Below are 17,784 nucleotides of genomic sequence, written 5' to 3' on the forward strand. Positions count from 1 at the left end.
AAAAGTAAAAAGCTGTAGAAATTTCTACAGCTTAATGGTAAATATAGCTATTTTTTAGTAATTTATTTAAATTATTATAGTAAACTTATTATTTTATTAATGTAATTGCTTTTTTTACTTTTTCAATAACATTATTACTTGTTAAGCCATATGCCTTTAATAATTCATCTGGCAATCCACTTTCTCCAAAAGTATCTTGTACTCCAACCTTTAATACTGGCACTGGAGCTTCTTCTGATAAAACCTCTGCAACTGCTGAACCTAATCCTCCAATTACATTATGCTCTTCAACTGTTACAATAGCACCAGTTTCCTTAGCAGCTTTAATCAAAATATCTTTATCTATCGGTTTTAATGTATGTATATTAATAACTCTTGCATTAATTCCATCCTTTTTTAGCTCTTCTTTAGCTTCTAATGCAACATCCACCATAATTCCAGTAGCAACTATAGTGATATCACTTCCTTCTGCTAAAGTAACACCTTTACCAATTTTAAATTCATACGTACTTTCATCATTTATTGTATTTACTGCTGCTCTTCCTAATCTAACATAGCAAGGTCCTTCATATTCTGAAATAGCTTTAATTGCAGCTATAGTTTCTACTGCATCTGATGGGCATATTACTGTCATATTAGGAATACTTCTCATTAATGATAAATCCTCTATTGCTTGATGAGATGCTCCATCTTCTCCTACAGTTAAACCTGCATGAGTTGCACATATCTTTACATTTAACTTTGGGTAACATATTGAATTTCTTATTTGCTCAAAAGCTCTTCCAGCTGCAAACATAGCAAATGTACTAACAAAAGGAATTTTACCACAAGTAGATAAACCTGCAGCAACTCCCATCATGTTTGCTTCTGCTATACCCATATTAAAAAATCTTTCTTCACAGACTGCTTTAAAATCTGCAGTTTTCGTAGATTTTGAAAGATCAGCATCTAAAACCACAATATCTTTATTTATATTAGCTAATTCAGCTAAAGCTTTTCCATAAGCTTCTCTTGTTGCAATTTTATTACTCATTAGTTGCTACCTCCAATTTCTTTTAACGCTTGTTCGCACTGTTCTTTATTTGGTGCTGTTCCATGCCATCCAGCTTGATTTTCCATGAAGGAAACACCTTTACCTTTTACAGTATTACAAACTATAACTGTCGGCTTACTCTTAGTTTTTTTTGCTTTTTCTATAGCATCCTGAATTGCTTCTATATCATGCCCATCTATAACTAAAACATTCCATCCAAAAGCTTCAAATTTCTTATCAATTGGTGATGGATTCATTACCTTTGTTATATCTCCATCTATTTGCAGTCCATTAAAGTCAACAAAAGCAGTTAAATTATCTAATTTATAATGAGCTGCTGCCATTGCAGCTTCCCAAACTTGCCCTTCTTCTAACTCACCATCACCTAAAAGAGTATATACTCTGTAATCTTTATTATCAATTTTACCAGCTAAAGCCATTCCAACTGATACTGAAATACCTTGACCTAAAGAACCTGTTGACATATCAACTCCTGGTAAGCACTTCATACTTGGATGACCTTGTAATCTAGAATTAATTTTTCTTAATGTATTTAATTCTTCAACAGGGAAATATCCTCTTCTAGCTAACACACTATATAATACAGGGGCAGCATGACCTTTGGATAGCACAAATCTATCTCTATTTTCATCTTTAGGATTTTTAGGATCTATATTCATTTCTCCAAAATATAATGTAGTTAATATATCTGCTGCTGATAATGAACCACCTGGATGTCCTGAGCGAGACTCTGTTAACATAGAAATTATATCCTTACGAACTATTTTTGCTAATGATTTTAATTCCTCAACGTTTTTAATCATCTTTTTCCTCCTAAGATTTTATTTGCCTGTAAATATATTATGCTATATTTGGCAAAATTATTTTATCATATAAATATCATTTTGTATATACTATATCTTAAGAAATTCAAGAAAATAGTATATGTTTTATTTAAATAGTATATCACTTTAATTTTAAGTAAAGACTTCTATAAAAAGATAAAATAAAAGAAACCCATCTGGGTTTCTAAGTATTTAATATATTTAATTACCTAAATAAAACTTTTTTGAATAACATTTATGCTAAATTCAAACTAATTAATAGAGCTTTATTTACCTTTCTCATATCAGAATCAGTCATATGACCTATCTTTTCTTTCAACCTTTTCTTATCTAAAGTTCTTAACTGTTCTAATAAAACAACAGAATCTCTATTTAATCCATATTCTTCTGAAGAAATTTCAACATGAGTTGGTAACTTAGCTTTATTAATCTGTGATGTTATAGCTGCAACAATAACAGTTGGACTATATTTATTACCTATATCATTTTGAATTATTATTACAGGTCTAATTCCACCTTGCTCTGATCCAATTACAGGGCTTAAATCTGCATAAAAAATATCCCCTCTTTTTACTACCATAGTCGTCATTAGAAATATCACACTCCGCAAAGCCAGTTCTCATATTCATCAATAGCCTCGTTTTCACATTTGAAAGAAAACTCTGAAAGTTCTAAGTTAATAATTGCCATTTCTTTGTATCCTTCTTTCATAATTTCAAAAACATCCATACTTAATTGATCTTTATTATATTCTATTAGGTAATCCCTAATAAATTGACTATTTTTTTTAATTTTAACAACTTTTTTTAAAATTTTTAGATTATAAACTTTTTTAGACATAATTTGCCTCCAGGTAGTAAAGGATCTATGTATAAATAAATTATATTGCAAATTATGTCCTTTTGTCAAAATTTATGTTCATTTTTTTTAAATTTTTTTATATGCTTATAAATCGAATTTAATTTTATTAATTTCTTAAACTAATTTCACCATATGTACTTTATTTTATTTAATTCGTCATCTTGTAATAATATAATTTATAAATATTGAACTGGTATTCATTTTTTTATTTTAATAATTCTTCATCTATCTCTTTTAACTTTTCAAAATTTCTATATACTATTCTTACCCTATCTTTGTTATTTTTATCGTATATAATTGCTCCAATAGGTATTTTTTTCTGCTTGTCTATAAAAATTTTAACTTTGTCCAAATTATCATTTTTCAAAAATAGTTCGCTTGTAAAAAAAATATATTCAGTATCTCCCCACTCTTCTTGTCCTTCTTGTAACCCCTCATTATTAATAGGATAAGATAATAACTTATTTAAAAAGCTTATAGAATATACATCATTCATTGCTTTTTCTATTATATATTCTTTGCTTGATACGTTGTCTTTAACTAAAATCATATTATCTTTATAAAGCTTACTTCTATCTTCCCCAAAACTTATTTTCCCACCAACCTCTTTTTTATAATATTGAATTGCATTTTCTCTCTCTTCATCTCTCGAATTTTTAATTAAAAATTCAATATCTGTCTTATATGCTTTAATATCCTTTAATGATTTTATTACTTCTTCATTCGTCGGCTCTGAAGTCATTCTAAATACAATAACTAAAGTAATTAATATTATAGGTATAGATACCAAAAGTATTAGTAATAATTTTTTCTTCATTATATCCTCCTTGGATGTTGTTACTTATTATTACTAATATTAAATTTATCTAAGATTTATTCATAGATAATTCATAGCTCTAGATATATTTTCAATTACTTCAGAGGCTACTGTTGAATATTTCCCATCTGCTGCAAGTTCACCAGCTAACCCATGAACATAAGCTCCAATTATAGCAGATTCTATTGTAGAATGTCCCTGTGCTAAAAGGGCTGAAATAATTCCAGTTAAACAATCCCCCATACCACCAGAAGCCATTTTGCTATTTCCACTTTTATTTATGTAAACACATTCTCCATCAGTAATTATGGTATTATACCCTTTTAATAAAACCACAACTTTATTTTCCTCAGCAAATTTTCTAGCAACATATACCCTATTTTCTTCAACATAATCTATACTCTTGTCTATAAGTCTTGCCATTTCTCCTGGATGTGGAGTAATTATTGCTCTTTCTTTTATACCCATCATTAATTCATTATTATTTTTTATTAAATTAAATGCTCCAGCATCTATAACAAATTTCTTATCCTTATATTTAATTAAATTAAGAAAAATATCTTTATATTTAATTTCTTCATCAATTCCTGGGCCTATAGCAATAACATTAACCTTTTGAAATAAGTCTTTTAGATTTTCTAAAGATTCTATATTAGCAGTCATTGCTTCAACTAATTTACTACTTAACTTATCTTGTACATATTTTGTTGTAACCAAAGTGGTTACTCCTGCTCCTGCCATTACACAGGATTGAGTTGATATATATGCAGCACCTGTATATCCCTTACTACCTGCTAAAATTGCAACTTTTCCGTACATTCCTTTATGACCATATTTTTCTCTCTTTCTCAATAATTTTCCATAATCATCTCGGCTTAAAATATAGACTTTTTCTGAATTTATCTTTTTTACATACTGTGGAATACCTATCCTTAATACTTCAACTTCACCAAGATACCTTAAAGCTTTATAATTAATAAATCCCATTTTTACAACTTCAAAAGTATAAGTCTTATTAGCTACTATTGAAGTCCCCATTATTTCTCCATTATCACAATTTAAACCTGATGGTACATCTATGCTAATTATAAATTCCCATTTATCATTTATATAATTTATTATTTTTGTATAGAATACATCTAAAACCCTATTTAAACCGACTCCAAATATGCAATCTATTGCAATATTATAATTACTTGAAACTTCTTTTAAAAAAGCTATATCTTCTATATTTCTTATATATATAAAATTTTTAGTAAGCTTTCTTAAAATGTTAATATTTATAAGAAAATCTTCTGAATATTTTTCATCTTTACTTACTATAACAATGCAAACATCTTTTTCTTCTAGAATTAACTTTCTTGCAATAGCTAAACCGTCTCCACCATTATTTCCATTCCCACAAAAAACTATAAATTTCCCTTCTAAATTTACTATTTTATCAAAAACCTTATTAGCTGCATTCTCCATTAATACAAGACTTGGTATCCCAACTTCATCAATAGTATATTTATCTAATTTCTTACACCCATTCCTAGACATTACTTCCATTACAATTCCTCCAATATAGCAAAGGCTATTGCAGATGTTTTGTTATGTGATATAGATATATTTAATCTGTATTTTTTATTATTTATGTTTTCAATAACATTATTTAAGTGTGCTACAGGCTTTCCAAGCTCGTCTCTTAAAACTTCAATATCCTTTAATGAAAACCCCCTAATACCTGTTCCTAACGCCTTACTTATAGCTTCCTTAGCTGCAAAATTACCAGCTATAACTTCTGATCTCATATTCCTTTTATTAAACATTTCAATTTCTTTTTTAGTAAATATCTTATTTATAAAATTCTTATTATTCTTAATAGCCCTTTCAATTCTGTCTATTTCTATTATATCTGTTCCGATTCCAATAATCACAAAATCACCTCTTTATATAGTTTACTATATATGTGATTTTATTTACCATAAATCATATATTAAAATCTGAAACATATTGGTCAACATATTCTCCTAATATGTCAACAAGGTGTACAGGTGATACTTGATATTTATAAACTAAATCTAAAAGTTCCTTAACTTTTTCTTCCCTGTTGGAAATATTACTTATTGAATCCCTTTCAATTCTAACAACTTCGCCTCCTATTAAATCTTGTCTTTCAATCTCGATTCCAAAAGCTTTTCCAAAAACAAATTCTCCTTTTATCATTCTGTAAGAATATTGACTTTCTTTATTATCATTTTTGATATTACTATATAGGCTATTAACAATATACATACAATTATCCACTCCCATAAGATTTATTTCTTTACTATTACAATATTACATTATCATATTTTTTCTTAAAACAATGTCAAACTGTGTTAATAACTACCCTAAAATATTTCTTTATATTTCAACAAAATTCAACTTTATAAAAATTATTTTTAATATTATTTTAATATGTATAAAAAATATAGTGAAATTATAAATTTATTGAATAGAGATGATTTAATTTAACATTTTTTCTATCAAAATTTAAAATTTATATATTATATTAAATTTTTTTGTATTTTTTGGCGTATTATTACGAAACTATTAATAGAACATTTTATAGTATAAAATTGAATATTAAATGCAAAATTAAGAAAAATAAAATAATTTTTATTGATATTGTTAATAATTAGACATATAATAATTTTATAATAGTAGTTATTAATTAATATTTATTTAAAGGACGGTGTTAACTTGAAATCAATAGAGTTAAAGAAAGATATACACTGGGTTGGAGCCTTAGACCCAAACTTAAGAGTTTTTGACATTATTATGTACACACCTTATGGAACAAGCTATAACTCATATGTAGTAAAAGGAAGCGAAAAGGTAGCTGTTTTCGAGACAGTTAAGGCAGAATTTTTTGATGAATATATTGAAAGACTTAAAGATTTAGATGTTGATATCACTAAAATTGATTATATTGTAGTGGATCATACAGAACCAGATCATGCTGGATCAGTTGCAAAATTGTTAGAAATTTCACCAAATGCTAAAGTTGTAGGATCTGCTCCTGCTATAAAGTTTATGAAAAAAATCGCTAACAGAGACTTTGAGTCAATTATTGTTGGAGATGGCGATACTATAGGACTAGGTAATAAAACATTACAATTTATATCTGCTCCTTTCCTACATTGGCCAGATTCAATTTATACTTATATTCCAGAAGATGAAGTGTTAATTACTTGTGATTCATTCGGATCTCACTATTCATCAGAAGCAGTAATAAACAGTAAGGTTAAGAATAAAGAGAATTATATGGAAGCATTAAAATACTACTATGATTGTATTTTTGGACCATATAAATCATATGTATTAACAGCTATTAAAAAAATAGAAAACTTAAAAATAGATATGATTTTACCAGGACATGGTCCTGTATTGGTAGAAAATCCAATGGAAATTGTAGAATATTATAGAACTTGGAGTACTCAAAGAATTCCATCTGCTGATGAAAAGAAAATTGTAACTATACCTTATGTTTCAGCTTATGGCTATACAGCTTCTTTAGCGAAAAAAATTGCAGAGGGTATAGAAGCTGCTGGAAACATAGAAGTTAGATTATTTAATGCTATTGAAAATGAATTAAGCGATATAATTGCTAATATTAGTGAATCTGATGGATTCCTATGTGGTTCCCCTACTATAGTTGGTGAATTACTTGAACCAATTCGTGACATTCTTTCAAAATTAAATCCAATAATTCATGGTGGAAAATTAGCTGCTGCTTTTGGTTCTTATGGCTGGAGTGGTGAGGCTGTGCCTAGAATGGAAACTAGAATGAAGGAATTAAATATGAGACTTTATCCAAGTCTTAAGATTAACTTTAAACCATCAGATGAAGAGTTAAATGAAGCTTATGAATTTGGATTAAATTTCGGGAAAGTTTTACTTGGAGAAAAAGAACTTCCAGCTGAAGATAAAAACACCACTACTGAAAATAATACACCTAGTGACTCAAAAGGTGGATTAAGACTTTGGAAATGTGTAATTTGTGGAGAAATAATTGAATCTGAAACAGTACCTGAATATTGTCCTGTATGTGGTGCTGGAAGTGATGCATTTATAGAAGTTCAAAGAGAAGTATCAACTTATAAGATAGATAAGGAAGAAACTTATGTTATTATAGGTAATGGTGCTGCTGGATTCTATGCTGCAAGTGCTATTAAACAAAGAAATGAAAGTGCAATTATTAAAATAATATCAAATGAACCAGTTCATTCATATGTTAGAACTCAACTATCTGATTTAATTACTGAAGACATTGATGATTCATTCTATCTTGCTAAAGAAAACTGGTATAAAGAAAATAACATTATAGAAATTCTTGGTGTTAATGTTGATAGTATTGATAGTAAAAAGAAACTTGTAAGATTAGATAATAAACAAGGTGTTCGCTATGACAAACTAGTTTTAGCTAATGGTAGTTATAACTTTGTTCCACCTACTAAAGTAAAATTAGATGATTCAGAAATTGAAATTAACTCTTGGACTTACAATACTGTGAAAGGTATTCATACTATTAAGAAGCTTGAAGATGTAAATGCACTTAAAGAAGATTTACCTAATGCTAAAAATGTAGTAATAATTGGTGGTGGATTATTAGGTTTAGAAGCTGCTTGGGAAGTTCAAAAGCGTAATATTAATGTTACTGTTATTGAATTAGCTGATAGAATGTTACCTCGTCAATTAGACAAGGATGGATCTAAACTATTTGAAAGCTTAGTTAGGAAGACTCCAGTTGAAGTTCTTTTAGGAACTGCTGTTGATTTTATAAATGCTAATGAAAATGGTGTAAAATCAATTAAGCTAAAGAGTGGTGAAGTTATAGATGCTGATATAGTTATCTTCTCTGTAGGAGTTAGATCTAATATATTCTTAGCACAACCTTCTGGTATTCAATGTAACAGAGGTGTCATAGTTGATGAATACATGCAAACAAATATTAGTGATATTTATGCATGTGGAGATATAGCAGAACATGATGGAGTATATTATGGAAACTGGCCTGCTGCTATAGAAATGGGTAAAGTTGCTGGTGCGAATGCCACTGGAGATAAGATTAAATTCGAAAAATTTGTTTCATCAACAATATTCCAAGCAATGAATACTCAAGTATTCTCTGCTGGAACTGTTAATTTCGATGATCCATCATTAGAAAAGGTTGGATATATAGATGAAGCAAACAATAAATATTCTAAGTTATTCTTCCAAAACAACAAATTAGTTGGTGGTATTTTAATTGGAGATGTTTCAACTTCTGTTAAGATTATGGAAGGAATACAAAATAAAGAAAACAAGGCTACCGTTTTAAGTAAAGGTGCTATTTAAATAAAATAAAGAAGCTGCAGAAACAGCTTCTTTATTTTATTTATAAATCTTCTTATAATCCTTTAGTTACTTGCTAACTCATCAAAATTATCATCTGATAGATTATTATCTTTTTCACTTCTTCTGCTTCCAACAAATTTAAAATCTTCTGCCACAACTTCAGCAATGTATTTTTTATTTCCATCTCTGTCTTCATAGCTTCCTGTTCTTAATCTACCACTCAAACTTATATAGCTTCCTTTTTTTAAATACTGGCATACCACTTCTGCTTTTCTTCCCCAAAAAGTAACTGGAATTAAATCTGATTTTCTTGTTCCATCTTGAGCCTTGAAGTTTCTATCTACTGCAATAATAAACCTTGTAAATACTTTATTGCTTTCTTCTAAGGTTCTAAGTTCAGGGTCCTTTATTAATTTACCTAGTAATACAATTTTATTCATTTTACACCTCCTGAATATTTCTTCTTTGATTATATCCACTTATTTTTTTTCTATTCAGGGTTTACTGAATTTATTATTTACTATAAAAAAAGTATATGATTTTTTTAATAAATAAGTCATATACTTGAATAATTATTCTCTTGTTACATGTAGAACTGAGTTAAATTCTGCACCAATAATAAGTATTATAGATGTAATATATAACCAGGTCATAAGTACGAATACTGCCCCTATGCTTCCATATAATCTTGAATAATTTGCTATATTATTAATATAATAAGAAAATCCTAAGGATACTATTAACCATCCGAATGTACTTACTATTGCCCCAGGATATGCTTCTTTCCATGGAATCTTTTTTGCAGGAGCATATCTATACATACTAGCAAAAACCATTATCATAACTAACACAACTATTATATATCTACTAATATTCCATAGCCTAGTTATAAAGTCTTCAAATGGGAATATTGCTAAAATATGCTTTCCGATTACTTCTCCAAATACCAACATTGCTAAGGTTAACACTATAACCACAACTAATGCTAAGGTAAAAATAATAGCTATGAAAGCTCTTTTAATAAAAGACCTAGTTTCTTTAATGTTATACGCCTTATTTAGCCCTTTAATAACAGCTCTAAAGCCTGATGATGCTGACCAAACAGTAATTGCAATAGATGCTCCAAGTAATCCTACGTATTGGGTGTTTATTATCTCTACTACAGTTAAATCCACTAGCATAAAAACATTATTAGGTAAAATGGCTTTAAGTCCATCTAATATATCGGCAGAATCTAATCTAATAAATCCAATTACAGTCATTAAGAATATTAATAATGGGAAAAATGATAACATTAAATAATATGCTAGTTGTGCACCTAATGCAAAAATATCATCACCTTTTATTTTTATAATAAAATATATTATTCCATCTAGAAATGATTTCTTATTTTTATTTTCACTTCTCATTTAATCACCACATTAATAATTATTATATCTTTATATGATACTACATTATTATAAAATTTATAAGTATAATAAGTTATTTCTTTCTAAAAAATATCTATTATAGTATAATTTATACATATACATTTACCAGTTTAAGGGAGGAGTTTTTTTATGAAATTTACATTGGAAAATGAAAATATAAAAATATCTGCAAATACTTTTGGTGGAGAACTTAATAACCTAATTTTAAAAAAAGATAATACTGAATACTTATGGAATGGTGATGAGAAATATTGGAATTACCACTCTCCTATATTATTCCCCATCGTAGGTAAAGTTTTAAATAATAAATATAGAACTGAAGGAAATGAATATGAACTTCCTCAGCATGGACTTGCTAGAACAAAAGAATTTAACATGATTGAAAAGGATGATACTCATATTGTCTTTGAACTTCTTTGGTCTAAAGATACTTTAAAAGTTTACCCTTATAAGTTTTCTCTAAGACTTAGTTATGAATTATTAGAAAATGGCGTAAAGGTTGGATATAATGTTAAAAACCTTGATAACAAAGAAATTTATTTTTCTATAGGTGGTCATCCTGCATTTATGTGTCCTTTATTAGAAGGAGAAAAATTTGAAGATTACTACTTTGAACTTAATGAAAAAGAAAATGCTAGCATTATGGAATTAGCTACTAATAAAGGTTATTTCACTGGCAAAAGTAAGCAATTCTTGAATAATTCTAATATAATTAATTTAAATCTAGAATTATTTAAATATGATGCTTTAGTTTTCGGCGACTTAAAATCTAATCTAATAACTCTAAAATCTAATAAAAATAATAAAGAGTTGACAATGGACTTTACAGGTTTCCCTTATTTAGCTTTATGGACTAAACCTACTGGCGCACCTTTTATATGTATTGAACCTTGGTATGGCCATTCAGACTATGGTGATTTTACTGGAGAATTAAAAGATAAACAAGGAATAGAAAAATTATCTATTAATGAAGAATTTAAAGCAGAATATTCATTATATATTAAATAACCTAAAAATATTCTATTGAGTATATAGAATTAAATAAGAAACTTCTTTGGGATTTTCTAAAATAAATATATCCTTAGTAATTTATTTCAACTTACATCAATAATTCTACACTTTTAATTTGGAGCTGCTAAGGCAGCTCCTAAATAAATACTTAATACTATACCAATAGCCTTATATTCTTGTTTAAAGGTGTTTCTACAATTTCATTTGTTATTGCAATGGCCCTTATTGGTGAAGCATCTGCATTTTCTATCTTTAGTGGAGTTGCTACTAAAGTAAACTCCTCTTCTTTCACTTCATTTAAATTAGCTATATTTTCAATAATCATTATACCTCTAGAAAGTATAGTATTGTGAATTTCAAAATCTATACTATCAAAGTTATCTATAGATATTGTATCAGTTCCTACTCCTCTAATATTAAAGCTACATAGCCATTTAGCTGCTCTTTCTGTTAATGTAGGAAAACCTTTCAAATAGTCACTACTCCCCCAGTACCTATCCCATCCAGTTTTTAATATAACAAAGTCACAATTATTGATTTTTTCCTTGTAAGTAATTAAATTCTCTATATCTATTTTTTCTAACTCTGAAACATCTATAATTAAAGCAATTCCAATAAAATCATTTATATTAAATTCATCTATTGTCTTCCCTTTATTAATCATATGACTAGGTGCATCTATATGAGTTCCTGCATGAGTACATAATTTTAATAGCTTCTCATTATATCCATCTTTTTCTATAGATGCTATATTATAGCCTTCAAATTTCTCATCCTTTGTATAAGTGCTCATATTACCATTTATAGTATGACTTAAATCAATAACCTTCATAATATTCTCCTTTAATCTATTAATTCCCATTCTCTTGGAAGTAAACTTCTATATTTTAATGTATAGTATCTATCATCAATAAGTAATATTCTACCTTTATCTGTTTCTGTTCTTATAACTCTTCCTGCCGCTTGCATTATTTTATTTATTCCAGGATAAATATATGCATAATCAAAGCCCTTCTCTTCATAATAATCCTTAATTATATCTCCTTCATTAGAAATCTTAGGAAATCCTACTCCAACTATTATACTCCCTATTAATCTTTTTCCAGGTAAATCTATTCCTTCTGAAAACACTCCTCCTATAACACAAAAAGCTAATATATTAGAATCTATTTTAAAACTATTTAAAAATAACTCTCTTTGCTCTTCTGTTAGTACTTCCCCTTGACAAATTATATTTTTATCTCCATATAATTCTTTATATCTTTCAAATATCTTATTTAAATATTGATATGAAGGTAAGAATACCATATAATTTCCCATTTCCTCTTCCTTGAAATTATAAATTAAATTACATACAGTATCTATGTTATTTTCTCTATGCTTAAACCTCATATTCAAAGGCTTACCATATATCTTCAAATTTTCTTTTTTAAAAGGAGATGGCAATTTCATTCTATAACTCTTATCATCCCCTCCAAGTAAATCAATATAATAGTTAATGGGTGTTAATGTAGCAGAAAATATTATAGTGGAGTAACTACCTTGAACTATTTTTGATAAATTTTTAGAGGGATTAACACAAAATAATTTTATCTTCACATCATTTTTATTAATTTCTACTAAAGTTACATATTCCTTACTATAAAGTTCAGATATTGATATAAATGCTCTAATTTCAAAATAAAGATCTTTTATTTCATCGTACCCTTCAGTATTAGCTGATTTTACTAAATACTCATCACACTCTTTCATAAAAATCCTAAGTAATTTATATAAATCTTTATATTCATCCTTCTTATATAAACTATTTACTTCTGCCTCTTGAAGTTCTTTTCTAATTTCTATTAAGTATTTATTTATAGCATTTAGTGCTTTAAATAAATTAGGTGCTTTTCCCTTAATAACTTTACTTGCTTTCAATATTTTATCTTTATATATTTCTGCACTAAACATACTTCTAGATCTATCCACAAGATTATGTCCTTCATCCACAAGTAATACGTTATTACCCACATCATCTTCAAAAAATCTCTTTAATCTTGCTCTTGGATCAAAGGCATAATTATAGTCACAAATAATTAAATCACACCAAAGGCTTAAATCTAATGATAATTCAAAAGGACATAATTTTTCTTTTTTAGCGTATTCCTCTATTTTCTCTCTTGTAAATGTATCTTCTTCTTTAAGAATATTAAAAATAACATTATTTACTTTATCATAATAATTTAATGCATATTCACAGTTTTCTGGATTACATGATGATTTTTCCTTAAAACAAATTTTTTCTTTTGCAGTTAAAGTTATACTTTTACATTTTAGTGACTTATCTTTTAGTTTCTTCACCGACTCTTCTGCAACAATCCTAGTTATTGTCTTAGCAGTTAAGTAAACTATTCTATCCCCTCTAGATTCTCCTAAAGACTTTACTGCTGGGAAAATGGTGGATATAGTCTTTCCTATGCCAGTTGGTGCTTGAGCAAATAAAACAGCTTTTTCTTTTATTGTATTGAAACAAGCTATAGCTAGTTCTTTTTGCCCCTTTCTATAATTGTCAAAGGGAAACTTTAAAGACTTTATACTTTCATTTCTTATTGTAAGTAATTCAGACTTTAGCAAAACCCATTTTTTATATTCATTTATAATCTCAAAAACAAAGCTTTCTAAATCTTCAATATTAAATTCCCTGTCAAAGCTTTTTACTTCTTCTGTTTCTAAATTAAAATAGCTTAATCTTACTTTAATATTATTTAACGTATTTTGTTTAGAGTATATATAAGCGTAAAATTTTGCTTGAGCCCAGTGTAGTTCATTATAATCTTCATCTATTAATATAAGTGACTTCATTGTAGATTTTATTTCTTCTATATAAACATCTTTACCTTCAATTATAATACCATCTGCTCTTCCATCTACTATTAATATTACATTATCTATTTGAAATTCTTTTTGTAACTTAACTTCTTTTTTATAATTGCTATATATCTTTTCATTATTACTTTGAAGTTTTTGATGTGCCAAAGTTCCTTCTAAAGCCCTAGTACTTCCTGTATATCTGTCATCTATACTTCCTTGCTTTAAGATATATTCAATAATACCTCTAACTGAATCCTTAATAATAATCTTATCTTTCATTAAAGTTCTTCCTATTCTTATATTTTAAATATATTATAATCCTAATAAGAATATATTTATAGTTTATATAATTAAAAATAAGGTACTATAAAAAAACAGCACCTTATTTTTAATTTATTTAATTGAATTTATAGTTTGAGATAAATTGTTTATGCTATTAGTAAGTCCTTCTAGCTTTCTTTCAACCCTTACTAAAAGATATATAGAAACAGCTATGGGAAAACCTATATTAGCAACTAAGTTAACTAATTCCTCCATAAAATCACCTCATCTATTATATACGTAAAAAGTGAGGTGTTTTTAAAATTTCTTATTCTGAATGATACTCATTTACCATCTTTTGTACTAACTTTTTAATTGCACTTGCTTGAGCAATTAAAGACATTACTATTACAAATGTTCTTATACTATTTTCATCTTTTTCATTTAAATTAAGTTCTGAAATTATATTATCTAACTTTTCTTCATTTACAGCAGGCTTACTTAAGAAATCCTTAAAACTTTCACTTTGAGTTTCAGAAAATATCTTATATGCATCTTCCCAAGATATAATATCATCTGATCTATCATTGATTTCATTAAATGCTAGACTGAATACTTTTTTAATTTCTTCTGTAGTAAGTACTGGCCTCATATAACTCAATAAAACTAGTTGAACTAAATGAATTTTAGTATATCCTCTCTTCTTGCCATCCTCTGGTTTACTAATTACTTCACTCTTTATATAATTTTGAACTATATTATTAGTATATTTATCATCAATAAACTTATCATTTAAAAAATCAATAACTTGAGATAAAAAAAGATCATATTTTGGTAAATCATCATAGGTAATCATCGTACCATTTGCCATCTCTTCCGCAACATCTTTTATATAATTAGTATCAATTTTCTTTACCATTATATTCACCTCTACGCTTAATTATTAATTTAATTATATAGTATGTATAAACTTATTACAAGTTATTTTTATCTCCTTAATTTTAATTTTATACCTATTACAATTTATTATTTACATTTTTTTCTTTTTTTATTATTATTTTTTTAATTTCTATTTTAATTATCCACATTTTTTCTTTATAAAACAAGTAGACAAGCCATTCTACATTTTTTTGTTATTTTTTTGGAAATTTGAATAATTAGTCTTGACTTTTCTAATTTATGGTAGTATATTGTAATTAGAAAGAAGAATATATAAAAAAAATGTATTTTTAGAAAAAATTTTGTTTTTTTATTGACTTTTAATTACATTTTTAGTAATATTAACTTTGCAATATGTCGAAACTTGTTTAAGGAGGGTGTTTAATGAAATCAACTGGAGTTGTAAGAAGAGTGGATGAACTTGGAAGAATAGTTATCCCAATAGAATTAAGAAGAACATTAGATATAGCAGAAAAGGATGCTTTAGAAATCTATGTAGATGGAGAACAAATAATCTTAAAGAAATATGAGCCTGCTTGTATATTCTGTGGAGATGCTAGAGATGTTGTTAACTACAAAGGTAAAAACATCTGTAAAAATTGCTTAAATGAACTAAAAAAGTAATCTTAATTAAATCCCCTATGTGATTTTTTCACCTAGGGGATTAGTCTTTTATAATTATAAATTAGTTGAATATTTATAAACTTCTTTCTTAGATAAACCTCTTTCTTTAGCAACTATTTTTATAGCTTCTTTTTTATCTATTCCTGATTCTATAGTCCTAATTAAATGCTCTTCAATACTTAAAGAATTCCAGTGTGCTTCTCTTTCTGCCTTAATATCCTCATCAGACTTTCCTTCAATAACTAAAACAAATTCTCCTCTAGGTCTAACTTCACTAAAAAACTCTATAGCTTCTGATATTTTCCCTCTATAAATTTCTTCATGTAATTTAGTAAGTTCCCTACAAATTGCTATTTTTCTGTCACCAATATTATCTTTAATATAATTAAGTGTATTTACTAATCTATGAGGTGCTTCATATAATATTATAGTATCTCTTATATTTTTTACTTCATCAATTATAGGGTTTCTATCTTTATTTTCCCTTGGCAAAAATCCCCTAAAGGTAAACTTTGTAGTATCTAAACCAGAATAAACTAAAGCAGTTGTAATAGCAGTTGCCCCTGGTAGAACTTCAAATTCTATTTTCTCTTCTATGCATCTTTCAACTATTACACTTCCCGGATCTGAAATGCCTGGTGTTCCTGCATCAGTTATTAAGGCAATATTTACTCCATTCTTAAGTTTATTTATTATATCTAAACTTTTTCCTTGTTCATTATGCTTATGATAACTAAATAAACTTTTTTTTATCTCAAAATGATTTAATAGTTTTAAACTTGTTCTTGTATCTTCTGCTGCTATTTCATCAACACTTTTTAAAACTTCTAAAGCTCTTAAAGTTATATCCTTTAAGTTTCCTATAGGTGTAGGAACTAAGTATAATTTTCCTGCCTTCATTTTAATCCTCCCTCCCATAAATTTTATTTATTTGCTTTGTATAAGTACCATCCTCATTATATACACATATTGGTGGTTCCCATTTTAAATATGCTCCTCCATCACGTTGTCCTTCAACTAAAACTATATTAGGAGCTTTATTTATATTAGGTTGTATCATTTGAACTCTCTTTGGTTCTATTTTATGCTTTCTCATAAGTTCAAATATATCTATCAACCTCTCTGGTCTATGTACCATATAAATCCTTCCATTATCTTTTAAAAGCCTTCTAGCAGCTATAATCACATCTTCTAAATTACATAAAATCTCATGTCTTGCAATAGCTAACTTATCCTGTGAATTTATAATTCCTGAATTATTTAACTTATATGGTGGATTAACAGTTAAAACATCAAAGGTACCTAAAGTTTTTAATAATTTTAGATCCTTTAAATCAGCATTTATAAATTTTATAGTATTATCTAATTCATTGTATTTACTACTCCTATTTGCCATTTCTACCATATCTTCTTGAATTTCAATACCAATCACTTCTTTTGGCTTATATTTACCATATAGTAAAAATGGAATTATTCCTGTACCTGTACATAAATCTACAACTCTATGCTTATTTTTTACATTAGCGAAATTAGATAATAAAACAGCATCTACTCCAAATCTAAAACCTTGTTTTTTTTGTATTAAATATAAATTATCTAATTGTAAATCATCTATAGATTCATCATCTAATAACTTTATATCCTTATTCATTTTGTTACCTCTATCTCTATTTTTATCTATAATATTATTTTACTCCTTTAATTTTCTTTAAATATAATAAATTATATCATAATTTATTATTCTAT

General features: G+C 27.3%; 19 protein-coding genes. 3 read left to right on the forward strand and 16 right to left on the reverse strand.

The features are described 5' to 3' along the window. Positions 1-88 precede the first annotated feature (88 nt). From ACQRD5_RS11840 to ACQRD5_RS11875, 8 genes are all read right to left on the reverse strand, one after another. Positions 89-1,033, reverse strand: a complete 945-nt coding sequence (locus ACQRD5_RS11840) for a transketolase family protein (protein WP_291629141.1) — start codon at positions 1,031-1,033, stop codon at positions 89-91. After that, positions 1,033-1,857: a transketolase gene (locus tag ACQRD5_RS11845; protein ID WP_291629142.1), complete on the reverse strand. Its 825-nt coding sequence runs from the start codon at positions 1,855-1,857 to the stop codon at positions 1,033-1,035. The genes ACQRD5_RS11840 and ACQRD5_RS11845 overlap by 1 nt, the downstream gene beginning before the upstream one ends. A 256-nt stretch (positions 1,858-2,113) precedes the next feature. Continuing rightward, entirely contained in the window at positions 2,114-2,467 is a 354-nt protein-coding gene (locus tag ACQRD5_RS11850) for a type II toxin-antitoxin system PemK/MazF family toxin (RefSeq protein ID WP_291629143.1), read from the reverse strand. Between the two features lie 8 nt (positions 2,468-2,475). Beyond that, positions 2,476-2,718, reverse strand: a complete 243-nt coding sequence (locus ACQRD5_RS11855; protein WP_291629144.1) for a hypothetical protein — start codon at positions 2,716-2,718, stop codon at positions 2,476-2,478. A gap of 226 nt (positions 2,719-2,944) precedes the next feature. Next, entirely contained in the window at positions 2,945-3,556 is a 612-nt protein-coding gene (locus ACQRD5_RS11860) for a germination lipoprotein GerS-related protein (RefSeq protein ID WP_291629145.1), read from the reverse strand. 60 nt (positions 3,557-3,616) lie between these two features. Continuing rightward, positions 3,617-5,107 carry an NAD(P)H-hydrate dehydratase gene (locus tag ACQRD5_RS11865; protein ID WP_291629146.1) on the reverse strand — a complete coding sequence of 497 codons (1,491 nt, stop codon included), beginning with the start codon at positions 5,105-5,107 and terminating at the stop codon, positions 3,617-3,619. Further along, positions 5,107-5,475, reverse strand: a complete 369-nt coding sequence (gene acpS, locus ACQRD5_RS11870; RefSeq protein ID WP_291629147.1) for a holo-ACP synthase — start codon at positions 5,473-5,475, stop codon at positions 5,107-5,109. Before acpS ends, ACQRD5_RS11865 begins: the two co-directional genes overlap by 1 nt. A gap of 52 nt (positions 5,476-5,527) precedes the next feature. Beyond that, positions 5,528-5,833: a DUF6514 family protein gene (locus ACQRD5_RS11875; protein WP_291629148.1), complete on the reverse strand. Its 306-nt coding sequence runs from the start codon at positions 5,831-5,833 to the stop codon at positions 5,528-5,530. A 450-nt stretch (positions 5,834-6,283) separates the two neighbouring features. On the opposite strand from ACQRD5_RS11875, the gene ACQRD5_RS11880 reads away from it, so the two are divergent. Beyond that, the gene (locus ACQRD5_RS11880; RefSeq protein ID WP_291629149.1) at positions 6,284-8,920 is read left to right on the forward strand and encodes an FAD-dependent oxidoreductase; all 2,637 of its coding nucleotides are present in this window, start codon (positions 6,284-6,286) and stop codon (positions 8,918-8,920) included. A gap of 62 nt (positions 8,921-8,982) precedes the next feature. Here the strand turns inward: ACQRD5_RS11880 and ACQRD5_RS11885 are convergent, their stop codons facing one another. Together ACQRD5_RS11885 and ACQRD5_RS11890 are read right to left on the reverse strand one after the other, a co-directional pair. Then, a complete protein-coding gene (locus ACQRD5_RS11885) occupies positions 8,983-9,360 on the reverse strand; it encodes a single-stranded DNA-binding protein (protein ID WP_291629150.1) in 378 nt (125 codons plus the stop codon). A 132-nt stretch (positions 9,361-9,492) separates the two neighbouring features. After that, complete coding sequence (locus tag ACQRD5_RS11890; RefSeq protein WP_291629151.1) at positions 9,493-10,329, reverse strand: YihY/virulence factor BrkB family protein; 837 nt, start codon at positions 10,327-10,329, stop codon at positions 9,493-9,495. A gap of 150 nt (positions 10,330-10,479) precedes the next feature. Here ACQRD5_RS11890 and ACQRD5_RS11895 point away from each other — a divergent pair, with 150 nt between their 5' ends. Beyond that, positions 10,480-11,358 (forward strand): aldose 1-epimerase family protein, encoded by an 879-nt coding sequence (locus ACQRD5_RS11895; protein WP_291629152.1) that lies wholly within the window; start codon positions 10,480-10,482, stop codon positions 11,356-11,358. Positions 11,359-11,515: 157 nt separating this feature from the next. Here the strand turns inward: ACQRD5_RS11895 and ACQRD5_RS11900 are convergent, their stop codons facing one another. From ACQRD5_RS11900 to ACQRD5_RS11915, 4 genes are all read right to left on the reverse strand, one after another. After that, complete coding sequence (locus ACQRD5_RS11900) at positions 11,516-12,193, reverse strand: cyclase family protein (protein WP_291629154.1); 678 nt, start codon at positions 12,191-12,193, stop codon at positions 11,516-11,518. A gap of 11 nt (positions 12,194-12,204) precedes the next feature. Then, positions 12,205-14,493, reverse strand: coding sequence for an ATP-dependent DNA helicase (locus tag ACQRD5_RS11905; RefSeq protein WP_427746848.1), 2,289 nt, complete (start codon positions 14,491-14,493; stop codon positions 12,205-12,207). 114 nt (positions 14,494-14,607) lie between these two features. Beyond that, entirely contained in the window at positions 14,608-14,751 is a 144-nt protein-coding gene (locus ACQRD5_RS11910) for a YvrJ family protein (RefSeq protein WP_291629158.1), read from the reverse strand. Positions 14,752-14,803: 52 nt separating this feature from the next. After that, positions 14,804-15,394: a DUF1836 domain-containing protein gene (locus tag ACQRD5_RS11915; protein WP_291629160.1), complete on the reverse strand. Its 591-nt coding sequence runs from the start codon at positions 15,392-15,394 to the stop codon at positions 14,804-14,806. Positions 15,395-15,798: 404 nt separating this feature from the next. Between ACQRD5_RS11915 and ACQRD5_RS11920 the strand changes: the two genes are divergently transcribed. Then, the gene (locus ACQRD5_RS11920; RefSeq protein WP_016207519.1) at positions 15,799-16,038 is read left to right on the forward strand and encodes an AbrB/MazE/SpoVT family DNA-binding domain-containing protein; all 240 of its coding nucleotides are present in this window, start codon (positions 15,799-15,801) and stop codon (positions 16,036-16,038) included. Positions 16,039-16,092: 54 nt separating this feature from the next. Here the strand turns inward: ACQRD5_RS11920 and rsmI are convergent, their stop codons facing one another. Both rsmI and ACQRD5_RS11930 read right to left on the reverse strand, forming a co-directional pair. After that, complete coding sequence (rsmI, locus tag ACQRD5_RS11925) at positions 16,093-16,938, reverse strand: 16S rRNA (cytidine(1402)-2'-O)-methyltransferase (RefSeq protein WP_291629164.1); 846 nt, start codon at positions 16,936-16,938, stop codon at positions 16,093-16,095. 1 nt (position 16,939) lies between these two features. After that, positions 16,940-17,689, reverse strand: a complete 750-nt coding sequence (locus ACQRD5_RS11930) for a tRNA1(Val) (adenine(37)-N6)-methyltransferase (RefSeq protein ID WP_291629167.1) — start codon at positions 17,687-17,689, stop codon at positions 16,940-16,942. Positions 17,690-17,784: the final 95 nt, after the last annotated feature.

The organism is Clostridium sp. SGI.024 (genome assembly GCF_050315195.1).
Classification (GTDB): domain Bacteria; phylum Bacillota; class Clostridia; order Clostridiales; family Clostridiaceae; genus Clostridium.

What these genes read in the sequence shown, in the direction of transcription:
- rsmI (WP_291629164.1), bottom strand. Translation starts at nt 16,938, where the DNA reads ATGAAGGCAGGAAAATTATACTTAGTTCCTACACCTATAGGAAACTTA.
- ACQRD5_RS11845 (WP_291629142.1), bottom strand. Translation starts at nt 1,857, where the DNA reads ATGATTAAAAACGTTGAGGAATTAAAATCATTAGCAAAAATAGTTCGT.
- ACQRD5_RS11875 (WP_291629148.1), bottom strand. Translation starts at nt 5,833, where the DNA reads ATGTATATTGTTAATAGCCTATATAGTAATATCAAAAATGATAATAAA.
- ACQRD5_RS11915 (WP_291629160.1), bottom strand. Translation starts at nt 15,394, where the DNA reads ATGGTAAAGAAAATTGATACTAATTATATAAAAGATGTTGCGGAAGAG.
- ACQRD5_RS11865 (WP_291629146.1), bottom strand. Translation starts at nt 5,107, where the DNA reads ATGGAAGTAATGTCTAGGAATGGGTGTAAGAAATTAGATAAATATACT.
- ACQRD5_RS11860 (WP_291629145.1), bottom strand. Translation starts at nt 3,556, where the DNA reads ATGAAGAAAAAATTATTACTAATACTTTTGGTATCTATACCTATAATA.
- ACQRD5_RS11920 (WP_016207519.1), top strand. Translation starts at nt 15,799, where the DNA reads ATGAAATCAACTGGAGTTGTAAGAAGAGTGGATGAACTTGGAAGAATA.
- ACQRD5_RS11850 (WP_291629143.1), bottom strand. Translation starts at nt 2,467, where the DNA reads ATGACGACTATGGTAGTAAAAAGAGGGGATATTTTTTATGCAGATTTA.
- ACQRD5_RS11885 (WP_291629150.1), bottom strand. Translation starts at nt 9,360, where the DNA reads ATGAATAAAATTGTATTACTAGGTAAATTAATAAAGGACCCTGAACTT.
- ACQRD5_RS11910 (WP_291629158.1), bottom strand. Translation starts at nt 14,751, where the DNA reads ATGGAGGAATTAGTTAACTTAGTTGCTAATATAGGTTTTCCCATAGCT.
- ACQRD5_RS11900 (WP_291629154.1), bottom strand. Translation starts at nt 12,193, where the DNA reads ATGAAGGTTATTGATTTAAGTCATACTATAAATGGTAATATGAGCACT.
- ACQRD5_RS11895 (WP_291629152.1), top strand. Translation starts at nt 10,480, where the DNA reads ATGAAATTTACATTGGAAAATGAAAATATAAAAATATCTGCAAATACT.
- ACQRD5_RS11840 (WP_291629141.1), bottom strand. Translation starts at nt 1,033, where the DNA reads ATGAGTAATAAAATTGCAACAAGAGAAGCTTATGGAAAAGCTTTAGCT.
- ACQRD5_RS11930 (WP_291629167.1), bottom strand. Translation starts at nt 17,689, where the DNA reads ATGAATAAGGATATAAAGTTATTAGATGATGAATCTATAGATGATTTA.
- ACQRD5_RS11890 (WP_291629151.1), bottom strand. Translation starts at nt 10,329, where the DNA reads ATGAGAAGTGAAAATAAAAATAAGAAATCATTTCTAGATGGAATAATA.
- ACQRD5_RS11855 (WP_291629144.1), bottom strand. Translation starts at nt 2,718, where the DNA reads ATGTCTAAAAAAGTTTATAATCTAAAAATTTTAAAAAAAGTTGTTAAA.
- ACQRD5_RS11905 (WP_427746848.1), bottom strand. Translation starts at nt 14,493, where the DNA reads ATGAAAGATAAGATTATTATTAAGGATTCAGTTAGAGGTATTATTGAA.